This window comes from Cupriavidus sp. GW821-FHT07C08 (assembly GCF_059419025.1).
The window spans coordinates 74,313-95,579 of sequence record NZ_JBWKQZ010000022.1 but is presented as its reverse complement, the minus strand read 5'-3'; the positions used below and the strand labels follow the sequence as shown (position 1 = coordinate 95,579).

Sequence of the window (21,267 nt, the reverse complement as noted above, 5' to 3'; positions counted from 1 at the left end):
GTGCTGCCCGGTGCCGCTCAGCGCCGCAGCAGGCCCACCAGTTCATCCACGTCCGGCAGCGGCGCGCCGGTTCCCGCGGTGCTGTCGTCGTCGGCCTCCAGCAGCCCGTCGGCCAGCGCGCGCTTGTCGCGGTGCAGGTCGACGATGCGCTCTTCGATGGTGCCCGCATTGATCAGCCGGTACACCGTCACGGGGCGCTGCTGGCCGATGCGGTGCGCGCGGCCCATGGCCTGGTCTTCGGCGGCGGGGTTCCACCAGGGGTCGGCAATGATCACGTAGTCGGCCGCGGTCAGGTTCAGGCCGAAGCCGCCGGCCTTCAGGCTGATCAGGAAGACATCGCCCTCGCCCGCCTGGAAGGCGGCCACGCGGCGGGTGCGCTCGGCCGCGGGGGTGGCGCCGTCCAGGTACTGCAGCGCCAGCCCGGCGCGCTCCAGCCCCTGGCGCAGCAGCTGCAGGAAATCGACAAACTGGCTGAACACCAGGGTCTTGTGGCCGCTCGCGGCAAGCTCGCTGGCCAGCTCGACAAAGGCGCGCACCTTGGCGCCTTCGGACAGCTGCCCGCTGAGTTCCGGCGTGACCAGGCGCGGATCGCACGCGGCGCGCCGCAGCCGCATCAGCTGCGCCAGCACGTGGATGCGCGCCTGCGCCTGGTGCTGGGCCTGCGCCAGGGCGCGCGCACGGGCCCCTGCCGGCGCGCCTTTGGTGGCCTTGCGTGCCGCTTCCACGCGCGCCAGCGCGGCCTCGGCCTCGGTCTGGGCCTGGCGGCGCAGGGCCTCGTAGTGCGCGGCTTCGACCGGCTCGGGCTCGACCCGGATCACCAGCTCCGTGCGCGGCGGCAGTTCATCCAGCACCTGCGCCTTGGTCCGGCGCAGCACGAACGGCGCGATCATGCGGCGCAGCCGCTGGCGCGCCTCGCGCACGCCGCCGCGCTCGATCGGGTTGGCAAAGTGTTCGTTGAAGCGGGCCAGTGAGCCCAGCAAACCCGGATTGCAGAACCGCATCACCGACCAGAGTTCCGCCAGCCGGTTCTCCACCGGCGTGCCGGTCAGCGCCATGCGGAAGCCCGACGGCAGCGCGAACATCGCCTGCGCGCGCCGCGTGACCGCGTTCTTGAAGGCCTGCGCCTCGTCCGCGACCACGGTATGCCATTCGCGCGCGCAGAACGCCTTGCTGGCCTGCTGCAGCAGCGTGTAGGAGACGATCACCAGGTCATGCGGCCCGGCCTGCGCCAGCACCGTCTCACGATCGCCCTCGGCATAGACATGGACGTTGAGCGTGGGCGCGAAGCGCCGCGCCTCGGCCGCCCAGTTGCCGCACACCGAGGTCGGCGCGATCACCAGCGCGGCGCCGCCGCCGGCGCGCGCCACCAGCACCGCCAGCGCCTGCAGGGTCTTGCCCAGGCCCATGTCGTCGGCCAGGCAGGCGCCCAGGCCCGAGGCCGCCAGCGTCATGGCCCAGCGGTAGCCGGCCTCCTGGTAGGGCCGCAGCTCAGCCGCCAGCGTGGCAGGCAGAGCGATGTCCGCCTCGCGCGCGGCGCGCAGCCGGGCGATGCGCTGGCGGAAATGCGCGTCGGGATCGACGCCCGCGCCGGCCAGCACGTCGTCCAGCCACGGCGTGGCCATCTGCGGGACGCGAATGCCGTCGGGCAGATGCTCACCGACGCCGGCCAGGTCGCGCAGCCGGCCGCGCAGCGTGCGCGTCAGCGCCACGTAGACGCCCTGCCCCATCGGCACGAAGCGCCCGGCGTGGCTGCCGGCCCAGTCGATCAGCTTGCCCAGCTCCAGCACCAGCCCCTCAGCCACGCGCAGCTCGCCGGCCAGCCGGTACCACGCGCCGCGGCTCTCGATCTGCACGCCCAACTGTGGCAGGTCGGCCGGCAGCACGCGAATCTCCTTGCCGCGCGGCCATTCCACGGCCTGCACGGCGGGCAGTCCGGGCAGCGCCTCGACCACGGCGAGCGCGTCCTCCGGATCGTCCAGCGTCCAGGTGTACTCGCCGCCCGGCGGCGACAGCGCCACCAGCTGCGGCAATGCCGCGAAGACCTCGGCCACGCTGGCCAGCTCGGCATCCAGGTCGCGCTGCGTGGCCAGGGTCTCGCCGCGCACCGCGGCCATCAGGCGCTCGCGCCCGGCGCCGGGCGCCAGCCGCGGCCCGAGCGGGCCCAGCGGCGTCACCACCAGCCGCAGCGAGATGCCGCGGGCCACCGGCGCTACCTCGGCGCGCAGCCGTGTCTCGGCCTCCACCGCGCGTGTGCCGACGGCCTGGTCGGCATGGACCTGGAAGTGGCCAGCCAGCGCGCGCAGGGTCTGGTCGAGCTGCGCCTGGCCGTCCTCCGGGATCGCCAGACCGTCGCCGACCAGCCGCGCGGCATCGAACTGCGCCGGGGTGTAGCGGATCACCCGCAGCCGGTGCGGGCCGTCGCGCACCACCGTGAGCTGGCGCAGCGCCTCGGCCTCCTGGCGTGCGGCGGCGGGCAGCAAGGCCTCCATCGCCGGCGCCTCGCGCACCGGCGGGAAGATGCGCAGCACATAACGGCCGGCGCTGTGGACCGCTTCCAGCGCGGGGGCGTCCTCGACCACCTCCAGCGTCTGCGATGGCGCATGCGCCAGCACCACGCCCGGGTGGCCCACCAACGCCATCACCGCGGCGGCGCGGTCCAGCACGCAGCGCCGGTTGTGCGACTGGTCGCGGCGGATGGCGCGCGCCACGCGGGCATCCCACGGCTCGAGCCGGTCGTCCTCGGCGACCCGGGCCAGTGGCACCGGCTTCGGCTTGCCCCAGCCGCGCGCGCCGCGCACCTGCTCGAGCGGCTCGATCGTGCCCGGCACGCCGTCGGCGTCCAGCGTCAGCGCCCACAGCAGGCGCCGGGCCTCGGCGCCGGCGGCGGGTTCGGCGCCGGCCAGTGCACGCAGTGCTGCCAGCGCCTGCTGCCAGTCCGGGCCCGGCGCGGGGCTGGCGCCGTCCTCGCCGGGCTCAGGCAGGTCGTCATGGCCGGGATGTGTGGTCAAAGGCACGGCGGTTCTGGGATAGGGAAACGTGCAACAACGGGGGAACAGCAGGAAATGGCGTCCGAAATTCGGCAAACGCCCGGAAAAGAGGATTCTAGACCGCCGCAACGCCTGCATCGCGTTGTGACCCATGCCCCCGCGGCTTACAATGTCGTTTTTGGTGCGACACGCACTCTCGTGTCCGGGTAGCTCCAACGTAAGGAGTAGTGACCTTTTGTCGAGACAAGGGCAGGGCCTCGGCCCGAACCATCCCATCTCGACCATGACTTGCTTTGATGAACCTAGCCGCGAGGCCGGGCTAGTCCAATGTTGTAGGAAAGCCGGAGCACTGGCCGACCTGCAGCTTGCTTTTGCTGGATGGATTTCCAGCCATTGCCCAAGGGCGGGGACACTCGCCTTTGGGCGAGTTTCTCTGTAAACGCCTCCTCTACGGAGGGTGCGGGCGCATCTGCAACGGTAGTTTTGTTGCGGAAGTGCCACATAGCTCTTAACCGGTCCGGATGGATCGGCGCTACGTCCTTTGGGACGGCGGCTGAGGCTCGGAAGAGCCTGCCACCGTCAAGCGCTCGCCTGTACGGGAGCACGTTAGTTAGTAAGAAGTGAGGTCCCGGAGCGAAAGCTCTGCGCGTTATGGTTCGGTCGAGCCCGCCCGTGAGGGTGTCTTGATAGAGAACCTGCTATGCGACTAGCAGTAGCCTAAGAAGACATGCGTCACTGGTAACGGTGGGGTGTGAAGCTCTTCTGACAACGTAGCCCCCGAAAGGGTGTATCTCTGCCGTGAGGTAGGGATACAGAGACTCCCAGCAGCAATGAGGTCAAGGCGCTAGGCTGGCTGGCATGGGCAACATATGTGAACTGCTGATAAACGTCGTGAACATTGCGGTGCCAAAGCTGCTGATAGGCACTAACCAAAAGGTGAGTGGTCGGTTATCCCGCTCAAAAGTCGGGATACGTCGTCATATGACCATCGGCGGAGAGGCAGGCCCTAACCCAGTCTTGTAACGCGCAGGGAACGTGGTAAGCCCGTATGGCTGCCGGAGCGCTGTACGGCTCAGGCAGGCGGACCGCAAGGAACGCTGTTGGCTGTGCGGGTATGGGAGGTTGGAAAAAGCGAATGCCGGGCTGTAATGGTCCGGATAGGGATTGGAACATCATCCCACGCGAAAGCGGGCAGACTTCCAACTGGTTGATCGTCGCAAGACGGCTGACTAAACTCGCTTGTTAATTTTTTTCTTCCCTTGGGGGGCAACCGTCCCTCAAGGGGCGTGTTGTCTTTCGATGTTGGGGAAGATCCTCAAGATAGGAGGGCAGCATGGAAGCATTCATCCGCAAGGATGAATCTGCGCCTTCCGGCGTACCGCAAAGATGGGGCGACATTGATTGGCGCCGCGTGGAACGGAACGTTCGGGTAATGCAGATTCGAATTGCGAAGGCAACACAGGAAGGGGATTGGCGCAGGGTGAAAGCCTTGCAGAGGTCCCTGACCCGCTCGTGGGCCGCCAAGGCATCGGCGGTGCGGCGAGTGGCGATGAACCAAGGTGCGCGGACGGCGGGAGTCGATCGCGTAAAGTGGGAAACGTCTGAAGCCCGGTGGGAAGCCATCGGGAGGTTGAAGCGTCGGGGGTACAGGCCACTGCCTTTACGGAGGGTCTACATCCCCAAGTCGAATGGGAAGAAACGCCCTTTGGGCATTCCGACCCTACACGACCGAGCCATGCAAGCGTTGTATCTGCTGGCGCTGGAACCGGTGTCCGAAGGGACGAGCGATCCGAACTCGTATGGGTTCCGGATCAATCGCTCCACAGCGGACGCCATGTCTCAGCTATTCCTCAACCTGTCCAGGAAGGCCTCGGCCCAATGGATTTTGGAAGCGGATATCAAGGGGTGCTTTGACCATATCAGTCACGACTGGCTGGAGCGCAATGTCCCGATGGACAGGACGATTCTCCGGAAGTGGCTGAAGGCTGGCGTGGTATTTCAGGGCCAGTTTCAGGCGACCGAAGCCGGGACACCACAGGGAGGCATCATTTCCCCGACTCTGGCAAATGTGGCACTAAACGGGTTGGAACGATCACTGGGCAAGGCGCTTGAAGCCAAGCTCGGGGTCATGACGACGCGGAAGCTTAAGGTCAATGTTGTGCGCTATGCGGACGACTTCGTGATCACCGGTAGTACACCGGAGGTACTAGAGAACGAGGTGAAGCCGTGGGTGGAACAGTTTCTCGCTGTACGGGGACTGTCGCTATCGACGGAGAAAACGCAAATCGTCAATATCGCCGAAGGCTTTGACTTCCTCGGGTGGAATTTCCGAAAGTACTCGGGAACGCTGCTCATCACACCGAGCAAGAAGAATGTGCAAACGTTCTATCGCAAGGTGAAGGAGGTCATCAGTGTCGGGAAGGCAGCGAAGCAGGAAGATCTGATCAAGCTGCTAAATCCAATGCTGAGAGGCTGGGCGCAGTATCACAGCCCGGTGGTAGCGAAGGCGACGTTCACCAAAGTAGAGCACAAGCTTTTCTGGGCTCTGTGGCGGTGGGCAAGACGGCGGCACCGAGGAAAGAACGCCGAATGGGTGCGAAAGAAGTATTTCGCCCGCATCGGTGAACGGAACTGGGTGTTTGGGACCACGGCAGTGGACAAGAAGGGCAAACCCTTCTGGTTGGAGTTGTATTCGCTCGCGGGTACACCGATCAGAAGGCACAAGAAGGTTCGGGGGGACTATCATCCCTTTGACCCAGCGCAGGAGTTGTATGGCGAGAGATTGCGACAGGAACGCATGTCGGAAGACATGTCACACCGGAAGCAATGGATCAAGCTGTATATGTCCCAGCGGGGCTTGTGTGCGGTGTGTCAGTGCAAGATAACCAAAGAGACGGGGTGGAATGACCATCACATCGTTCCGCGCATTCTAGGCGGATCCGATGCTCTAGAGAATCGAGTACTGGTACACCCAGACTGTCACGTTCAAGTTCATCACTACGGCAGAGCCGCTGTGAAGCCGGTACTTGATTGATTCATTTACTTTGAGAGGCTTGAGCCGTATGCGGGGAAACTCGCACGTACGGTTCTTAGGGGGGAGACTGTCCAGCAATGGCTTTCTCCTACCCTACCTAATTTGACGGCGCTGGGAGAAAAGACATGTCGATGGCTGATCGCGACGGCAAGATTTGGATGGACGGCAAGCTGATCGAATGGCGCGACGCCAAGATCCATGTGCTGACGCATACGCTGCACTACGGCATGGGCGTGTTCGAAGGCGTGCGCGCCTACAAGACGCCCGAAGGCACCGCCATCTTCCGCCTGCACGAGCACACCCGGCGCCTGTTCAACTCGGCCAAGATCTTCCAGATGGCCATGCCCTTCGACGAGGCCACGCTGGAAGCGGCGCAGCGCGAAGTGGTGCGCGCCAACAAGCTGGAATCCTGCTACATCCGCCCGATCGTGTGGGTCGGCGACGAGAAACTGGGCGTCTCGGCCAAGGGCAACACCATCCACGTGGCGATCGCGGCCTGGCCGTGGGGCGCCTACCTGGGCGAGGAAGGCATGGAGCGCGGCATCCGCGTGAAGACCTCGTCGTTCACGCGCCACCACGTCAACGTGTCGCTGGTGCGCGCCAAGGCCAGCGGCTACTACATCAACTCGATCCTGGCCAACCAGGAAGCCACCGGCCTGGGCTACGACGAAGCGCTGCTGCTGGACACCGAGGGCTACGTCAGCGAAGGCTCGGGCGAGAACGTCTTCATCGTGCGCAACGGCGTGATCTACACGCCGGACCTGGCCTCGTGCCTGGACGGCATCACCCGCGACGCCACCCTGACCATCGCCCGCGACCTGGGCATCGAGGTGCGTGAAAAGCGCATCACCCGCGACGAGATGTACTGCGCCGATGAAGCCTTCTTCACCGGCACCGCCGCCGAAGTCACGCCGATCCGCGAACTGGACGACCGCGTCATCGGCGAAGGCCGCCGCGGCCCGGTGACCAAGCAGATCCAGGACACGTTCTTTGCCGCCGTGGGCGGCACCAACGAAAAGTACAACAAGTGGCTGACGCTGGTCTGAGCACCGGCTGCCAGCCCCTTCTGCGCGCGCCCGGTACTGCCGGGCGCGGCACACCCGCTGTTTTCATCGAACAATAAGCATCACTCCCTGCAACACCATGACGCAAACCGCCACCATCATCGAAATCGGCGCTGAAGACATTCCGCTGCACTGCCCGACCGCCAGCACCCCGGCATGGAACTACCATCCGCGCGTGTTCCTCGACGTGGCAGACACCGGCGAAGCCAAGTGCCCCTACTGCGGCACCGTCTACAAGCTCAAGCCGGGCACCGTGCTGAAGGGCCACCACTGACCCGAGCCGCCCGCATTCGCACGATCCTGACGCTCCGGGCCGCTTGCAGGCGCCCCGGAGCGTCGGCGTTGCCGGCGCCCGCGCCGGCGTGCCGGCTCCAAGCGCCCCGCCCATGAAGAAAGCCCTCGTCATCGCCCCCAACTGGATCGGCGACGCCCTGATGGCGCAGCCGCTCTTTGCGCTGCTCAAGGCGCGCCATCCGCGCCTGGTCATCGACGCACTCGCGCCCAAGTGGGTCGCGCCCGTGCTCGCGCGCATGCCGGAGATCGGCCGCGTGTTCCCGTCCGACCTCGCGCACGGCAAGCTGCAGCTGTCGGCACGGCTGATGTTCGCGCAGCAGCTCAAGAACGAAGGCTACGACCTCGCCTACGTGCTGCCGAACTCGCTCAAGTCGGCACTGGTCCCCTGGCTGGCCGGCATCCCGCTGCGCATCGGCTACCGCGGCGAAGCCCGCTTCGGCCTGCTCAACGTGCGCCACGCCAACCCGCCGCGCGACAAGCGCCCGCCGATGGTGGAGCACTACGCCCGCCTGGCGCTCAGGCCCGGCGCGCGCCTGCCCGAAGACCTGCCAGAGCCGCGTCTGCGCGTCGACCCGACGCGCATGGCGGCCACCGCCGAGCGCTTTGGCATCGCCCCGCACACGCGCGTGATCGCGTTCTGCCCGGGTGCCGAGTTCGGCCCGGCCAAGCGCTGGCCGGCCGGGCATTTCGCCAGGCTCGCGCAGATGCTGCGGCGCTCCTACCCGTATGCGCAGATGATCACGCTGGGCTCGGCCAAGGACGCCGAGATCGCCGCCGAGATCGTCAGCGAGGCACCGTTCGTGCGCAACCTGTGCGGCCAGACCTCGCTGGATGACGCCGTGGACCTGCTGGCGCTGTCCGAAGCCGCGGTCTGCAACGATTCCGGCCTGATGCACGTCACCGCGGCGCTGAACCGGCCCCAGGTGGCGGTGTTCGGCTCGAGCGACCCGCGCCACACGCCGCCGTTGTCACAGGCAGCGAGTATCATGTGGCTGCAGCTGGAGTGCAGTCCCTGCTTCAAGCGCGAGTGCCCGCTGGGCCACCTGCGCTGCCTGAAAGAGATCGAACCTGAAATGGTGTTCGTCGAGCTGCGCAAGCTGCTGCACCGGCCCTGATTTCACCGCCCTCGCCACTTCTACTGCCACCATGCCTCGCTTTGCCCGCCTGTTCGATTCCGCCGAAGACATCGTCGAAGCCTTTCGCGAAGCACTGAAGCTGCGCGACGCCGACGGCGCGCTGCGCCTGTGGCTGGACGAAGACTCGATCACCTGCGTGCTGCCCGACGGCCAGCGCCTGATCGGCCACGAACAGCTGCGCCAGGCCTTCCTGCAACTGCTGGAAGAACAGCCGGTGCTGGTCGATGCGATCGAGACCAGCAGTCATTCGTCGATGGCCGTGTCGATCTTCGACGTGACCGAGGCACTGCGCTTCGGCGGCGACCGCGTCGAGGCCGACCTGTACGTGCACACCACCTATGTGCTGATGCAGAACCACGAAGGCTGGCGCCTGGCACATGTCCACTGCAGCCCGGCCAACGCGGTGCAGGTTGCCGCCGTGGCCGCCGCGCCGGGGCAGGCGCTGCATTAGGAACCCGTCTGGTTCTAAACCCGCACGGCCGCGCCGCGGCCTGCTGCAACACCACGCCGGCATGACGCAGCTTCCGCACCACCGCCTTCCCCAGGTCGTCAACGCCGCCCAGGCTGATCCCGCCACGGCACCCGGCCATGGCTACGGCGAAGGCGTGCCGATGCCCTGGTGGCTGCGCGGCGGCCATGCCCAGACCATCATCCCCGCGCGCTTCACGCGCCGCCCGCCGCGCGTGAGCTTTCGCCGCGAGCGCTGGGACACTCCCGACCAGGACTTCATCGACCTCGACTGGACCACCCACCCGGTGCGCCCGGACACGCCGCTGGTGGTGATGTTCCACGGCCTGGAGGGCGATTCCGGCAGCCATTACGCGCAGGCGCTGATGCATGCGCTGTCCCTGCGCGGCTGGCAGGGTGTGGTCCCGCATTTCCGCGGCTGCTCGGGCGAGCTCAACCTCGCGCCGCGCTTCTACCACTCGGGCGATTCGGCCGAGATCCGCTGGGTGCTGGAGCGCATGCGCCAGCGCCACTGCGCCAGCGGGCGCAAGCTGCTGGTGGTGGGGATCTCGCTGGGCGGCAACGCGTTGCTGCGCTTCCTGGGCGAAGACGGCGCCAGCGCCGGCCACGTGCATGCGGCCGCGGCGATCTCCGCGCCGCTGGACCTGGCTGCCGGCGGCGCGGCGCTGTCGGCCGGCTTCAACCTGGTCTACACGCGCATGTTCCTGCAGACGCTCAAGCGCAAGTCGCTGGCCAAGCTGGGACAGTTCCCGGGGCTGTTCGACCGCGACACGATGCTGGCCAGCCGCGACCTGTACGCCTTCGACAACGTCGTCACCGCGCCGCTGCACGGCTTTGTCGATACCGACGACTACTGGCGCCGCGCCGCCAGCAAACCCGTGCTGCGCGACATCGCCGTGCCCACGCTGGTGCTCAATGCGCGCAACGATCCCTTCCTGCCGGCCGGGTACCTGCCCGGCCCGGCCGACGCCAGCCCGCAGGTATGGCTGGAACAGCCCGAGCACGGCGGCCATGTCGGCTTCATGACCCCGCCCGAGGGCTGGCGCCGGCACCTGCCGCTGCTGCCCGACGGGCGCTTCAGCGGCGATATCGAATGGCTGCCGGCACGGATCCTGAGATTTTTTGACAGCATGATGTAGGCGGGCGCAGCGGTACGATAAGCCACCGGCCCGCCGAGGAGACAGACATGGACGAGATCGTCAGGCAAGCCATGGCACGCTGGCCGAACGTGCCCAATGCCTACGGCTGGCTCGCGCTGGACCGCCGCGGCCAGTGGCGCCTGCGCAATGAATACGCCCAGCAAAACGGGCTGTCGGGCGACCCCATCCGCCATGAAGCACTGATCGGCTTTATCGAACGCAACTACCTGTGCGACGAGCGCGGCGCCTGGTACTTCCAGAACGGTCCGCAGCGGGTGTTCGTATCGCTGGGCTATGCACCGTGGGTCGTGCGGCTGCATGAAGGCGCGTTGCGCACGACCACGCAGCAGCCCTTCACGCTGCAGGCCTGCTACGCCGACGAACACGGCAATGTGGTGCTGGCCGGCACGGTCGAAGGCATGGCGCAGGGCAGCCCGCCGGCACAGCAGGCCGCCCTGCTGCACGACCACGACCTGGAACTGTTCAGCGGCGCCAGCACCTGGCATGGCGAAGCCTGCGGCACGGACCTGGGCGTATTCCACCACGATGGCCGCGACATCCCGATCGAGCCGATTGCCGAGAGCGAAGTGCCCAAGCGCTTTGGCTTCGTGCGCCAGCCGGCGGCCTGACGCAACTGCCCCCGTCAGAAGTACCTGGCCACCCTGAGCATGCCGCTCTGGTCCACGTAGTCCCTGGCGCCGCGCAAGCGGTACTCGGCCCGCACGGCCCATCCGCCCTGGGTCAGCAGCTCGAAACCGGCCGTCGCGTCGCCGTACCATTTCGGCATGCGCGTCGTGATCTGGAACGGTGCCGCCGAGAACTCCGCCAGACTGACACTGGCAGTGGCGTCGCCGCTCAGAAAGGCGCTGGCGCCCACGGCCAAGTAGGGACGCAGGGTCGCCCCTGCAAGCTCAACCCGGCCGCCCACCTCGAGACCCGGCGTCACCATCCACGCGGTGCGCCCGCGCGCGCCGTAGGCCAGGTTGAAGACACCGGCCCCGGACTCGCGATAGGCGGGCGTGTGATCGTAGGTGACATCGAGATCGGCGAACGGCTTGAGGTACCACGCCTGGAACGGCACCTGGTATGACGCGCGGGCGCGGGCCCCGAGGAAGTACGTGTCGGGCTTGCTGTTCGCGGTGGCGAACATGCGTGGCAGCGCGATGTCCCGCCGCTGCGTCGACGCTTCATAGCCGCCGAACAGCGCCCCGGCGAACAGCCAGTTGCCAAGCTGCCGCTTGAGCGTCAGGCCGGCCTGGCCGCCGTCGCTCGAGGCCCGCATGGCGCCATCGGCAGAGCGGGTGCTGGTGTGCGCATAGCTGAACGAGCCGCCCAGGTACCAATCGGGCGCGATCGCCTTCTGCACGCCAAACTGGACGCCGCCCTGCGTGCTGCGATAGCCCGCATCCTCACTGGTGGCGGTGCGCTCGACACTGCCGCCAATCGCACGGCCCCACGCACACTCGCCCTCCGCCTGGCGGGCATCGCCCTCGCTGAAGTAGGGGCAGCTCATCAGGCGGTTCAGGAAGGCGTAGTTTTCATGGCGGCGGCTGCTCGCGCGGGCCAGCGCCACGTCGGAGGCGATGGTGTTGAGGGCGCGCGCATAAGCGGACGGATCGGCGATGGCGGCGAGCGGGTCGAACACGGCCGCGGCCTTGGCATCGGCCGTGTTCCACAAGGCCTGCAGATGGTTCGCCACACCCGCCTGGTCGCGGTTGAGCGCGGCACCCGGGGACTGGAAGTGGGCATCGACCGAGATCAGCACATTGCGCTTGTCGTCGCTCTGGCGCAGGGCATAGGCAAAGACGGGCGACGCGCTGGCGACCCCGAGCTGCACCGCATCGTCAGCCAGCGGCTGGTCCGAATGGATGATCGCGAGCGCCGTGCCGCGGACCGGATACCTGGTGAGGGGCGTGACGGTGCCCGCGAAGCGGGACCCGCCGGCATTCGAAAGCTGGTCGCTGGCCTTGCCGGCGAAATCGAGATCGGCGGCGAAGGTGCCCGAGGCCAGCTGGTTGAAGCTGCCGAAGTTCAACCGCGTGGTCGTCATGACACCCGGGCCGCCGGGGTTGAGGGTGCCGGCATTGTTCAGCGTGCCATTGTTGATGTACAGCGCGTTGCCGCTGTAGAAGGTGGCGCCGGCATGGTTGTTGAACGTGCTGGCCAGGCCGGAATCGCGGCCGATGTCGACATTGCCGCGGATGGTGCCGGTGTTCTCGACCACGGCCTGCCGCTTTGCGCTGATCGCCGTGTCGGCGTCAATCAGGCCGGCGTTGCGGATCGAGGTCATGGACTGGGCGTATGCCAGCACGCCGGTGCCAGAGCGGCCGTTCGCGCTCACGCTGGCGCCCTTGTCGACGGCGATGTCGACCGTGGCGGCGCTGTCGCCCGTGGCCGCGCCCCAGCTGACCGCGGCGATGGCGGGTGAATTCGCCCCCTGCGTGCTGACCGCTCCGTTCGCGGCAAGACGGACCGACACCGGGCCGCCGGCCGCATTGGACGACGTCTGGCCGTCCTTCATGTAGACGCCGCCGTCCTTGAACACGGCGCCGCCGCCAAGGCTCATCGCCAGGATGCCCGGGGCGTTGTCCCCGGTGGTGTAGACCATGCCTTGCCCGCCCACCTCGACCGTGACCGGGCCGCCCCTGCCCGAGCCGCCCGCGATGCCGGCGCTCAGGACCAGGCCCAGGCCGTAGCTGACCGCCGACAGGTCGCCGGCCAGCCCGCCGCCCCCGCCAACGCTTTGCGCGAGCACGCCCACCCCGCCGCTGCCGGTGGTCTGGAGGCCGCCGTGGACCACCGCGCGCACCGGGCCGCCATCGCCGCTGCCGTTCGAGGCCGTTGCCGCCAGAGTGACCAGGCCCGGCCGGGTGCCGAGCGCGGCAATGCCGCCGCCGCCGCCGATGCTCTGGCCGAGCATGCCGACGGCATTCTGCCCGCCGGTCGTGATGCTGGCGCCGGCACCGAGCGAGAGGCTGACTGCCCCGCCGCCGCCGGCAACGCCATCGCTCGCGTTCAGTGACAGGGTGACCGGCTGCGCCGCCGTCTCCCCGCTGGTGAGCGCGACATAGCCGCCACCGGCCCCCACGCTTTGCGCCATCATGCCGAACGCCAGTGCACCGGTGGTGACGATGGTGCTTGCGCCATCGCTGGTGCCCGCACTGTCGATGCTGACCGAGCCGCCATCCATCTGGATGCCGCTCCCCGCCATGCCGCTCGCGCCCAGCGTGATGCGGGCGGGGCCCGTCAGCGCAAGCGCGGTCGGACTGATCGCCAGGCTCGCGGCGCCGCCACCGCCACTGATGCTCTGCGCCAGCACCCCATGGGACAGCAGGCCGGCAGTCCGGACCGTGCCGTTCTGCGTGATCGCCACACCGCCGGCACTGATCCCGCCGAAGCCGAAAAGCCCGGACATGGTCGCGCCGAGGGCGATCTCCGGGACCTGCGGGACCTGGCCCTGGCCCAGGCGCGCCGCATCCGTGCCGGCAATGCTGACCGAGGCGGCACCGCCGCCGCCGCTGATGCTTTGCGCGAAGATGCCAACCGCGTTCCGGCCCAGGGTGCGCACATTGGCGCCGCTTGCCGCTGTCACCTGGCCGCTGCCGGCCGCAACGGTGTCGCCGGTGAAGACGCTGGTCGCGCCCAGCCGGATCGCCAGCGGGCGCGCGGCGGTGCCGGCCCGCGCGGCAAGGCCGCCGGCGCCGAGCAGGCTGCTCTGGACGTCGGCCGTGCCACCGCCACCCCCGATGCTTTGCGCCAGGATCGCGGGCGAGCTGTCGCCCGCCGTTTCGATGCGGCTGGCGATGCCCGAGGCATCGACCGTCACCGCACCGCCAACGCCCGGGGGACCATCCGAGCGGCCCAGGCTGACATCAATGCTGCTGGTGATGGACAGGCCTTTGCTGGCCAACAGTCCGAGGATCTTGTTGATGCGCGCCAGGATCTCCGGCGCCGCCGCGCCGGCCTGCTTGCGCACCAGGTCTTCAAGGCTCTGCTCGGTGATGGTGCCGCGCCCGCCGCCGCCGCCAATGCTCTGCGCCAGGATCGCAGGCGCGGCCGTTCCTGCCGTGGCGAGGTCGCCGATGTTGGCGACGTGCACGGCCGCGCCATTGCCGCCCGAGCCACCGCCGCCGCCCACGGCCAGGTTGACGCCGATATCGGGCGCCAGCGCGAACGCCCCGCTGACGCCCCCGCTCACGGTGGCGATCATGCTGTCCAGGCTGGACAACAGGCTCGACGCGCCGGTGGCATGAACCGCCCCGCCCCGGCCGCCGCCGCCGCCGATGCTCTGCGCGACCAGCGCCGGCGCACCGCCGCCGCCGGTGGTGATGGAACCCTCGTTGGAAACCGTGACCGCGCCGCCGTTGCCACCGCTGCCGCCCTGGCCGCCGATGCGCATGTCGAACGCGTTCGAGAAGCCGCCAAGCTTCATCTCCGGCGCCTTCTCCAGCCATTCCACCACCTTGCCCAGCACACCAGTGAGCGCCGCCGGCGAGCCCAGCGTCGAGAACGAGCGGCCGGTCTCCTGCTGGACGCTGCCGCCGCTGCCCCCGCCTCCGCCGATGCTCTGCGCCAGGATGCCGATCGCATGGTCGCCGCCGGTGCGGATGCTCCCTGGGTAAAGGTTGTCGACCGTGACCGTCGAGCCGTTGCCGGCCCCGCCGCCATTGCCGCCCACCGTGGTGCCGTAGCTGATGGTGATGTCCGATGCCCCGAGCGTGGTCGGCCGCAGCGGCGCCGCGGCGGTGCCGCCGTTGCCGCCGCCGCCGCCGATGCTCTGCGCCAGTATGCCGTCGGCCCGCGCTCCGGTCGTCGCCAGTTGCGCGCGGCTGTCGATGCCTATGGTGCCGCCACTGCCGCCGGCACCGCCCGTGCCGCCCACCGTGTGCCCGATGCTGGCAGCCCCGCTGGGCAGGTCGGGGCCGAGCACCGGCGCGATGGTGACCTGGGTCGAATCGGCGAAGGCGCCATTGCCGCCACCGCCGCCAACCGACTGCGCGAGGACGGCGTTAGCCAGGGCGCCGCTGGTCGCCACGCGCGCACCCTGCGCCAGGTTCACCGCCACCGCGCCGGCCGAGCCGCCTGCCCCGCCATCGCCGCCAACACTCATGGACACCCCCAGCAGCACGCCGGCGGACGTCGCGCGTGCCGACCCGCCCAGCCCGCCGCCACCGCCAATGCTCTGCAACGTCAGGCCCGACGCCGCCGCCCCCGCCGTAGCGATATCGCCGGACGTGCCCAGGGAGATGTTGCCGCCGTCACCGGCCGCGCCGCCGCGCCCGCCCACGGCCATGGCCGTGATGAGGCCAACGCTGTCGGCATCGCCACCCGCGCCGCCGCCACCGCCGATGCTCTGCAGCAAGACGGCCTGGCTGTGGTCGCCGGCGGTCCGGATGGTGCCCTGGTTGCTGGCGGCCAGCACGCCGCCGTTGCCACCATTGCCGCCGTTGCCGCCCCCGACCCGGAACACGCCATGGCTGCTCGTGCCGGCCCCGCCGCCGCCGCCGACGGCATGGGCAAAGATGCCGGCGGCATCCTGTCCCTCAGTGGCAATGGTGCCGCTGTTGTCAATCTGGACGGCGATCGTACCGGTACCTGCTCCGGCGCCGCCGTTGCCGCCGCGCCCGAACGTCCCGGCGGGACCGCCAGCGCCACCGCTGCCGCCGATCACCATGGCCGAGATGCCATTCGCATTGGCGCCATGCGTGGTGATCGAACCCGTGTTGGTAATGGCAACCCCGCCGGCCGCCCCCCCTTTGCCGCCATCGTGCCCGTCGAGCCAGCTGCCCTGCCCGCCGTCCGAGCCGTCCCCGCCGATGCTCGCGGCAAGAATGCCCGGCGAGCGCGCCCCGCCGGTCGTGAGCGCCGCGCCGTTGACCACCGTCACATGGCCGGCATTGCCTCCGTCGGCCGCTTTGACGTTTACCAGCGGAATGGGCAGGCCGTCGGCGTCCACCTCATGCCAGGTCCGCGCCGTGCCGCCGATCGAGCGCGCCAGGATGCCCGCCACCCTGGCACCCTGGGTCGTGATGATGCCGTCCGCCGCAGTCACGGTGACGTCGCTCGCGGAACCGCCCTTGCCTGAATTGGCGTGGCCGCCGAACTCACTGTCGTTGCGTCCCCCGCCGCCCTGGCCGCCCAGCGCCTGGGCGCGTATGCCCGCACCCATTTCGCCCGGGAAGGCGCCAACGCCGCCCGCCCGCACGGTGACGGTGGACTTGCCGTCCAGGGTGACACTGACCGGCCCGACGGCATTGCCGCCGGCCCCGGCATCCCGCTCCGCGGCGCCAAACTGCGGGATCGCGCTGTCCTGCCCGTTGCCGCCGATCGTTTGCGCCGAGATGCCGTAGCCGACCGCATCGATGGTCGACCCCGTGACCGCCAGCACCACGGCGTGGCCATCGCCGCCGCTGCCAAAGGGTGGGTGGCGCCCGGCGTCTGCCCACTTGCCGCCGTCGCCGCCCCGGGAGATGGCGGAAATGCCGGTGCCCCCGGTACTGACCATGGTGCTGCGCTGAACCGTGTACTCGATGATCCGGCCCATGCCGCCCTTGCCGCCCCAGTGATTCTGGCTGTCGACATCGTCGCCGTCGCCACCATTGCCACCGCTCACATCAAGCGTCACGGAGGTGCCTGCCGCCTTGATGTTCAGGCCCGACTGGGTCAGCACCAGGTCGCTTCTGCCGTCTGCGCCGGCGCAGCCATTGCTGCCAGCGCAGTGGCCGCCGTCGGCCCCGCGCAGGTCCAGCACCACCGGTCCCGATTGCGCAAAGACCAGCGTGCCGAGCGTCAGGTGGGGGACGCCGAGCGCCAACGCGAGCGGCAGGGGGGAAATCCGTGGCTTCATGAAGCGCGGGCCGGTGCGTCAGGCCTTGGCGGCCTTTGCCGCTTCGCCCAGCACGTCGGCCGCGGCGCGGATGAACTCGCCGGTGCGTTCGGTGCTCGGCGGACCGCCGTTCCAGTTCAGCGTCAGGCAGAAGGTCACCGGCACCGCGCCCACCAGCATCTGCCCGGCGAAGCACAGGCAATGGAAGCTTTCCCAGTCGATGCTGCCGCCCTTGCCGAAGCCCTGCGCACCGGCCGGCACGGCCATCCACACCGCATCGGCCATGGCCTGGATGCGCCTGAACTCCGTCAGCGTCGCCGGCTGCGCGAAGAACTTGCCCGCCAGCGCTTGCCGGTACCAGTTCACCATCTCGGTCGCGGTGCTCAGCATCGCCTGCTTGTCGTTGATGACATTGGTGCGCGACGTGAGGCCAAGATCCTCGCCGTTGTCCATCCTGACCATGCCGTCCCAGCCGAGGTCGACGCCGGATTCCGCCCCGGCCAGGTAGGAGAACAGCTTGCGGGTCGAATCCGGGATGCGGGTCTGGGCCAGGCCCGCTTCGGCGATCAGCGCGCGCACGCGGTCGGGGCCGACGGCGGCGAGCGCGATATCGGTACCGGTGTTGTCGCTGTGCGTGATCATGGCCTCCAGCGCATTGCGGTACGGCGTCTTGCCGGTCAGCCCCAGGAATACCGGACTGCCGGGGGAACGGAAGGTATCGCTGACGTCGCAGGCCAGGTTCTCGCTCAACCCGCCGCGGCCGGCTTCGGCGTCGCGCAGGAACTGCGCCAGGATGAAGGTCTTGACGGCACTGCCGACGAACAGCTGGCGGTCCGGATTGTAGCCAGCCGACCATGCATTGGCGCCGCCGCCAGCCGGCTCGGCGCGCAACAGGCAGTTGGCGGTCTCCGGCGCCAGCGCGGCAAAGCGCGCGATCGCGGCCTCCACGTTCGGCGGCGCGGCAGCTTCGGCGCTGCCGCCGCAGGCGGCGATCGCGGGCAATGCCAGGGACGTGGCGGCGAGCTTGAGCGTGCGCCGCTTGGCGGGCTGGAAGGCAGACATGCGAAGGTTCCCGTACTGAAAAGACTGGCCGGCGCGCCGGCGCGTTGAGTTGGCCTGTGTCGGCACGGTATTGCCGCGCTGCACAAGCTGGCTGATTGTGCGGCGAGTTTATGCCAGAATCAGTCATCAAAAGTAGTCAACGGGTCTCGAAGTCTGGTCAAAGCGTCGCAAGGGCATGCAAGGCAAGCGCCACCGCTGCATGGGTTGCCACGCCATGGTGGATTCTTGTTTCGGGGGCAGGGTCATGACAACAACAAGCCGCGACGCGCATGCCGTCATGCCGAAGCCACGCGCAGGCACGCAAGCCACGTTCCGCAGTTTCTCCACCAGCGACCTGGCCGAGTCCGACCGTCTCGACTTCTGGATGGCCAATGCCTATCGCTCGGTCGAGGCGCGCCCCGACCCGGACGTTGCGCTGTACGGCAGCGTCGCGAGCTGCGATGGCGCCGGCGCCCAGTTTATCCACTGCACCAGCTCGGCCGTTCGCACCTGGCTCACGCCGCAGCGCGTGCGCAGCACCGACGAGCACATCGCCATCTGCCTGCTTGACCGCGGCGAGTACCGGGTGGAGCAGCGGGACGGCATGCGCACCGTCGTGCGCGCCGGCGAACTCTTCATGTTCGATTGCGGCCAGCCGATGTCATCGGACTGGACCGAGTCCTCCACCTGCTACCTGCGCCTGCCGCGCGAGACCGTGCGCCAGGCGCTTGGCCACGATCCCGCGAATCCGGGCCGTATCGCCACGCTGCTGACGGCGTCCTCGCTTGCCCCGTTTGTTTCCATGCAGCTGCGCATGCTTGCCGCCCACGGCCCCCGGCTTGACCGCGCCGCCCTTGGCGTGGTCATGGAGAGCACGGTCGGCATGGCGTTGCAGCTTATCGCCACGCATCCGGACATCGCCAGAGCGGATGCCGGGAATGCTCAGTGGCGCTCCGGCAAGCTGCAACTGCAGGCCGCGTATCGCTTCATGGAGCAGCATGCGCACGAGCACGACCTCACGCCCGACCGGATTGCCGCGTTCCTGCACTGCTCGCGCGCACAGTTGTACCGGCTGTTCGAGGGAGAGCCCCTGCGCGTCATGGCGGCCCTGCGCGAGATTCGCCTGCGCCGCAGCCGCGAATACCTGGAGCGGGCCGGCCAGTCCGCGCACATCGGCGCGATCGCGCATGCCTGCGGCTTTGCCGATCCGTCGGCGTTCGGCAAATTGTTCCGGGAGCGTTTCGGCATGACACCGCGGCAGGCACTGGCCGGCGCCATCGGGCCGGCCAGGCTTGCAGAATGAATGGAAGGGGGAGTCCCCGGCTGCATGCGGGGACGACGCTGGTGCTCGCGATGACTTCGTGACGACAAGTGCAGCGTGCCTCAGTTAGGCATGCCCTTGCTGTCCTGCTTGTCCTCGCGGTACTGGCGCTCCAGCTGGTGCAGGCGCGCATCGACCTCGGACAGCGTGTAGAAGTCGCCGTCGCCGGCCTTGCGCGCGATCTGCAGCTGCTCGATCGCGGCCTGGTAGGCGCCGTCCATCGCATACTTCTCGGCCAGCGCCTGGTGCTGCTGCAAGCGCTTGCCCTGGCCCGCGTAGGCGCGCGCCAGCAGCTCCCACCAATCGCTGCGGCTGGTCTCCTGGCGCGTGCGATCGCGCAGGAAGCGCACGGCCTCTTCATAGCGGCCTGAGCCGACCAGGGTATCGGCATAGGCAATCGCCACCGCGTGCGACAGCGGGAACGCCTTCATCGAGGCAGTGGCCTGGGACAGCGCTTCGGGCACGCGGCCCTGGGCGCGCGCCAGTTCCACCGTCATCACGTCCAGCATGGGGCTGCCCGAGGTGGCGCCGGGGATATTGCCGTAGAGGCGGCGCGCCTCGGCCAGCTCCTGCTCGGCGGCCGGGTAGCGGCCCAGCCGCTGCTCGGTAAAGGCAAGGCCGTAGTGCAGCGCCGGAGCGCGCAGCACCGTTGCTCCCGGCAGTTGCGTGCGCAGCGCCGCGCGCAGGTTCTGCAGGTCGCTGGGCGACGATTCCTGGATCACGCGGGCCCGCATCCGCGCAAACTCGTATTCGGGCGTATTGGCGACCTTGCGCTTGCTGGCATGGCTGACGCGATCCTGCATGTCGGCAATCCGCTCGGAGGTCAGCGGGTGGGTCCGCACATAGGACGGCACCGAGTTTTCCGCAGTCCCCGCTGCGCGCTGCAGCCGCATGAAGAAATCGGGCATGCCCTGCGGGTCAAACCCCGCCGCGGTCAGGATCTGGAAGCCGACCCGGTCGGCCTCGCGCTCGGCCCCGCGCGAGAACGACAGCTGGTTGGCAATGGCCGCGCCCTGCCCGCCCATCGCCAGCGCCGCCGCGGCGTCCGGGCTGCGCGTGGCGGCCAGGCCCGCCAGCACCATCGAGGCCAGCGCGATCCACATCGACTGGTCCTGCGAGGTGATGCCGCGCGCGATATGCCGCTGCATCACGTGGCCGATTTCATGGCCCAGCACCGAGGCCAGCTCCGATTCCGTATCGGACTGCACCAGCAGCCCGGTATGCACGCCGATATAGCCGCCCGGCAGCGCAAACGCGTTGATGCTGCGATCACGCACCGCGAACAGGTCGAAGCCGGTGGCAAAGGTGCCCGCGCCGGTCGAACCGGAGATGCTCTGGCGCCGCGCCGCCTGCACCAGCCGGTAGCCCAGCGCGTTCAGGTAATCGGACAGCAGCGGATCCGGCACGTACTGCGGATCGCGGCGGATATCGCGCATGATGCGGTCGCCCAGGCGCTTTTCCATGTCGGGCGACAGCGACGCCGTGGAGGGGTCGCCCAAGTCCGGCAGCTGCACGCCGCCGGCCTCCACCACGGCGTTGTTGGTGCGCAGGCCGAACTCAGACTTCTGGCCCGCCTTCACGCTGCGGTTCAGGTTGTCATAGACTTGGTCGCTGGCCTCGCCCGAGATGGCGGGCACCGGCTGCGGCGGCCTGGCCGCGGGCGTGGCCGCCACCGGCGTGGCTGGCGCCGTGGTCGTGCGCGGCGTACCCTGGGGCCAGGCCGGCGCCGCCAACGTCAGCGCCAGCAGCGCCGCCAGCGGCCGCCGCCATGGCGTCCATGCGCCGCCGGCGCGGCAATGGCTGTCGTCGCCGCGATGTGACGCGGAACCGGCAGGAACAGCGTCCGCCACGGCGCCAGGGCCGCGTGCGGCAGACCTGCGAAGCGATGGGTGTTTTGGCATGTTGCTATGATAGCGGCCTCCCGTGGCCGTTCCCATCGGATGCTTCCCAGGGACGC

Annotated in this window: 12 protein-coding genes; 8 read left to right on the top strand and 4 right to left on the bottom strand. The window is 68.8% G+C overall.

Annotated elements, in window-relative coordinates:
• Positions 1-17: 17 nt before the first annotated feature.
• Complete coding sequence (locus AC07UK_RS25075; RefSeq protein ID WP_494688225.1) at positions 18-3,014, bottom strand: DEAD/DEAH box helicase; 2,997 nt, start codon at positions 3,012-3,014, stop codon at positions 18-20.
• 1,306 nt (positions 3,015-4,320) lie between these two features.
• Here AC07UK_RS25075 and ltrA point away from each other — a divergent pair.
• From ltrA to AC07UK_RS25040, 7 genes are all read left to right on the top strand, one after another.
• Positions 4,321-6,021 carry a group II intron reverse transcriptase/maturase gene (ltrA, locus tag AC07UK_RS25070; RefSeq protein ID WP_494688224.1) on the top strand — a complete coding sequence of 567 codons (1,701 nt, stop codon included), beginning with the start codon at positions 4,321-4,323 and terminating at the stop codon, positions 6,019-6,021.
• A gap of 125 nt (positions 6,022-6,146) precedes the next feature.
• Positions 6,147-7,067, top strand: coding sequence for a branched-chain amino acid transaminase (locus tag AC07UK_RS25065; RefSeq protein ID WP_494688223.1), 921 nt, complete (start codon positions 6,147-6,149; stop codon positions 7,065-7,067).
• Between the two features lie 97 nt (positions 7,068-7,164).
• Positions 7,165-7,359, top strand: coding sequence for a zinc-finger domain-containing protein (locus AC07UK_RS25060; protein WP_013955639.1), 195 nt, complete (start codon positions 7,165-7,167; stop codon positions 7,357-7,359).
• Between the two features lie 112 nt (positions 7,360-7,471).
• A complete protein-coding gene (gene waaF / locus AC07UK_RS25055) occupies positions 7,472-8,494 on the top strand; it encodes a lipopolysaccharide heptosyltransferase II (RefSeq protein WP_013955638.1) in 1,023 nt (340 codons plus the stop codon).
• Positions 8,495-8,525: 31 nt separating this feature from the next.
• A complete protein-coding gene (locus tag AC07UK_RS25050) occupies positions 8,526-8,966 on the top strand; it encodes a YybH family protein (RefSeq protein WP_436220888.1) in 441 nt (146 codons plus the stop codon).
• 61 nt (positions 8,967-9,027) lie between these two features.
• A complete protein-coding gene (locus tag AC07UK_RS25045) occupies positions 9,028-10,122 on the top strand; it encodes a YheT family hydrolase (protein WP_494688222.1) in 1,095 nt (364 codons plus the stop codon).
• A gap of 47 nt (positions 10,123-10,169) precedes the next feature.
• Positions 10,170-10,751 (top strand): DUF2946 family protein, encoded by a 582-nt coding sequence (locus AC07UK_RS25040; protein WP_436220886.1) that lies wholly within the window; start codon positions 10,170-10,172, stop codon positions 10,749-10,751.
• 14 nt (positions 10,752-10,765) lie between these two features.
• Here AC07UK_RS25040 and AC07UK_RS25035 read toward each other — a convergent pair whose 3' ends face one another.
• Positions 10,766-16,969: an autotransporter outer membrane beta-barrel domain-containing protein gene (locus tag AC07UK_RS25035; RefSeq protein WP_494688221.1), complete on the bottom strand. Its 6,204-nt coding sequence runs from the start codon at positions 16,967-16,969 to the stop codon at positions 10,766-10,768.
• An 18-nt stretch (positions 16,970-16,987) separates the two neighbouring features.
• Positions 16,988-18,010, bottom strand: a complete 1,023-nt coding sequence (locus AC07UK_RS25030) for a serine hydrolase (protein WP_494688220.1) — start codon at positions 18,008-18,010, stop codon at positions 16,988-16,990.
• A gap of 244 nt (positions 18,011-18,254) precedes the next feature.
• On the opposite strand from AC07UK_RS25030, the gene AC07UK_RS25025 reads away from it, so the two are divergent.
• The gene (locus AC07UK_RS25025; RefSeq protein ID WP_494688219.1) at positions 18,255-19,292 is read left to right on the top strand and encodes a helix-turn-helix domain-containing protein; all 1,038 of its coding nucleotides are present in this window, start codon (positions 18,255-18,257) and stop codon (positions 19,290-19,292) included.
• Positions 19,293-19,372: 80 nt separating this feature from the next.
• Here the strand turns inward: AC07UK_RS25025 and AC07UK_RS25020 are convergent, their stop codons facing one another.
• Positions 19,373-21,211 carry a beta-barrel assembly-enhancing protease gene (locus AC07UK_RS25020; RefSeq protein ID WP_436220882.1) on the bottom strand — a complete coding sequence of 613 codons (1,839 nt, stop codon included), beginning with the start codon at positions 21,209-21,211 and terminating at the stop codon, positions 19,373-19,375.
• Between the last annotated feature and the right edge of the window lie 56 nt (positions 21,212-21,267).

Coding starts and splice junctions, on each gene's coding strand:
- AC07UK_RS25030 (WP_494688220.1), bottom strand. CDS start 18,010: ATGTCTGCCTTCCAGCCCGCCAAGCGGCGCACGCTCAAGCTCGCCGCC.
- waaF (WP_013955638.1), top strand. CDS start 7,472: ATGAAGAAAGCCCTCGTCATCGCCCCCAACTGGATCGGCGACGCCCTG.
- AC07UK_RS25050 (WP_436220888.1), top strand. CDS start 8,526: ATGCCTCGCTTTGCCCGCCTGTTCGATTCCGCCGAAGACATCGTCGAA.
- AC07UK_RS25060 (WP_013955639.1), top strand. CDS start 7,165: ATGACGCAAACCGCCACCATCATCGAAATCGGCGCTGAAGACATTCCG.
- AC07UK_RS25035 (WP_494688221.1), bottom strand. CDS start 16,969: ATGAAGCCACGGATTTCCCCCCTGCCGCTCGCGTTGGCGCTCGGCGTC.
- ltrA (WP_494688224.1), top strand. CDS start 4,321: ATGGAAGCATTCATCCGCAAGGATGAATCTGCGCCTTCCGGCGTACCG.
- AC07UK_RS25020 (WP_436220882.1), bottom strand. CDS start 21,211: ATGCCAAAACACCCATCGCTTCGCAGGTCTGCCGCACGCGGCCCTGGC.
- AC07UK_RS25025 (WP_494688219.1), top strand. CDS start 18,255: ATGACAACAACAAGCCGCGACGCGCATGCCGTCATGCCGAAGCCACGC.
- AC07UK_RS25065 (WP_494688223.1), top strand. CDS start 6,147: ATGTCGATGGCTGATCGCGACGGCAAGATTTGGATGGACGGCAAGCTG.
- AC07UK_RS25040 (WP_436220886.1), top strand. CDS start 10,170: ATGGACGAGATCGTCAGGCAAGCCATGGCACGCTGGCCGAACGTGCCC.
- AC07UK_RS25045 (WP_494688222.1), top strand. CDS start 9,028: ATGACGCAGCTTCCGCACCACCGCCTTCCCCAGGTCGTCAACGCCGCC.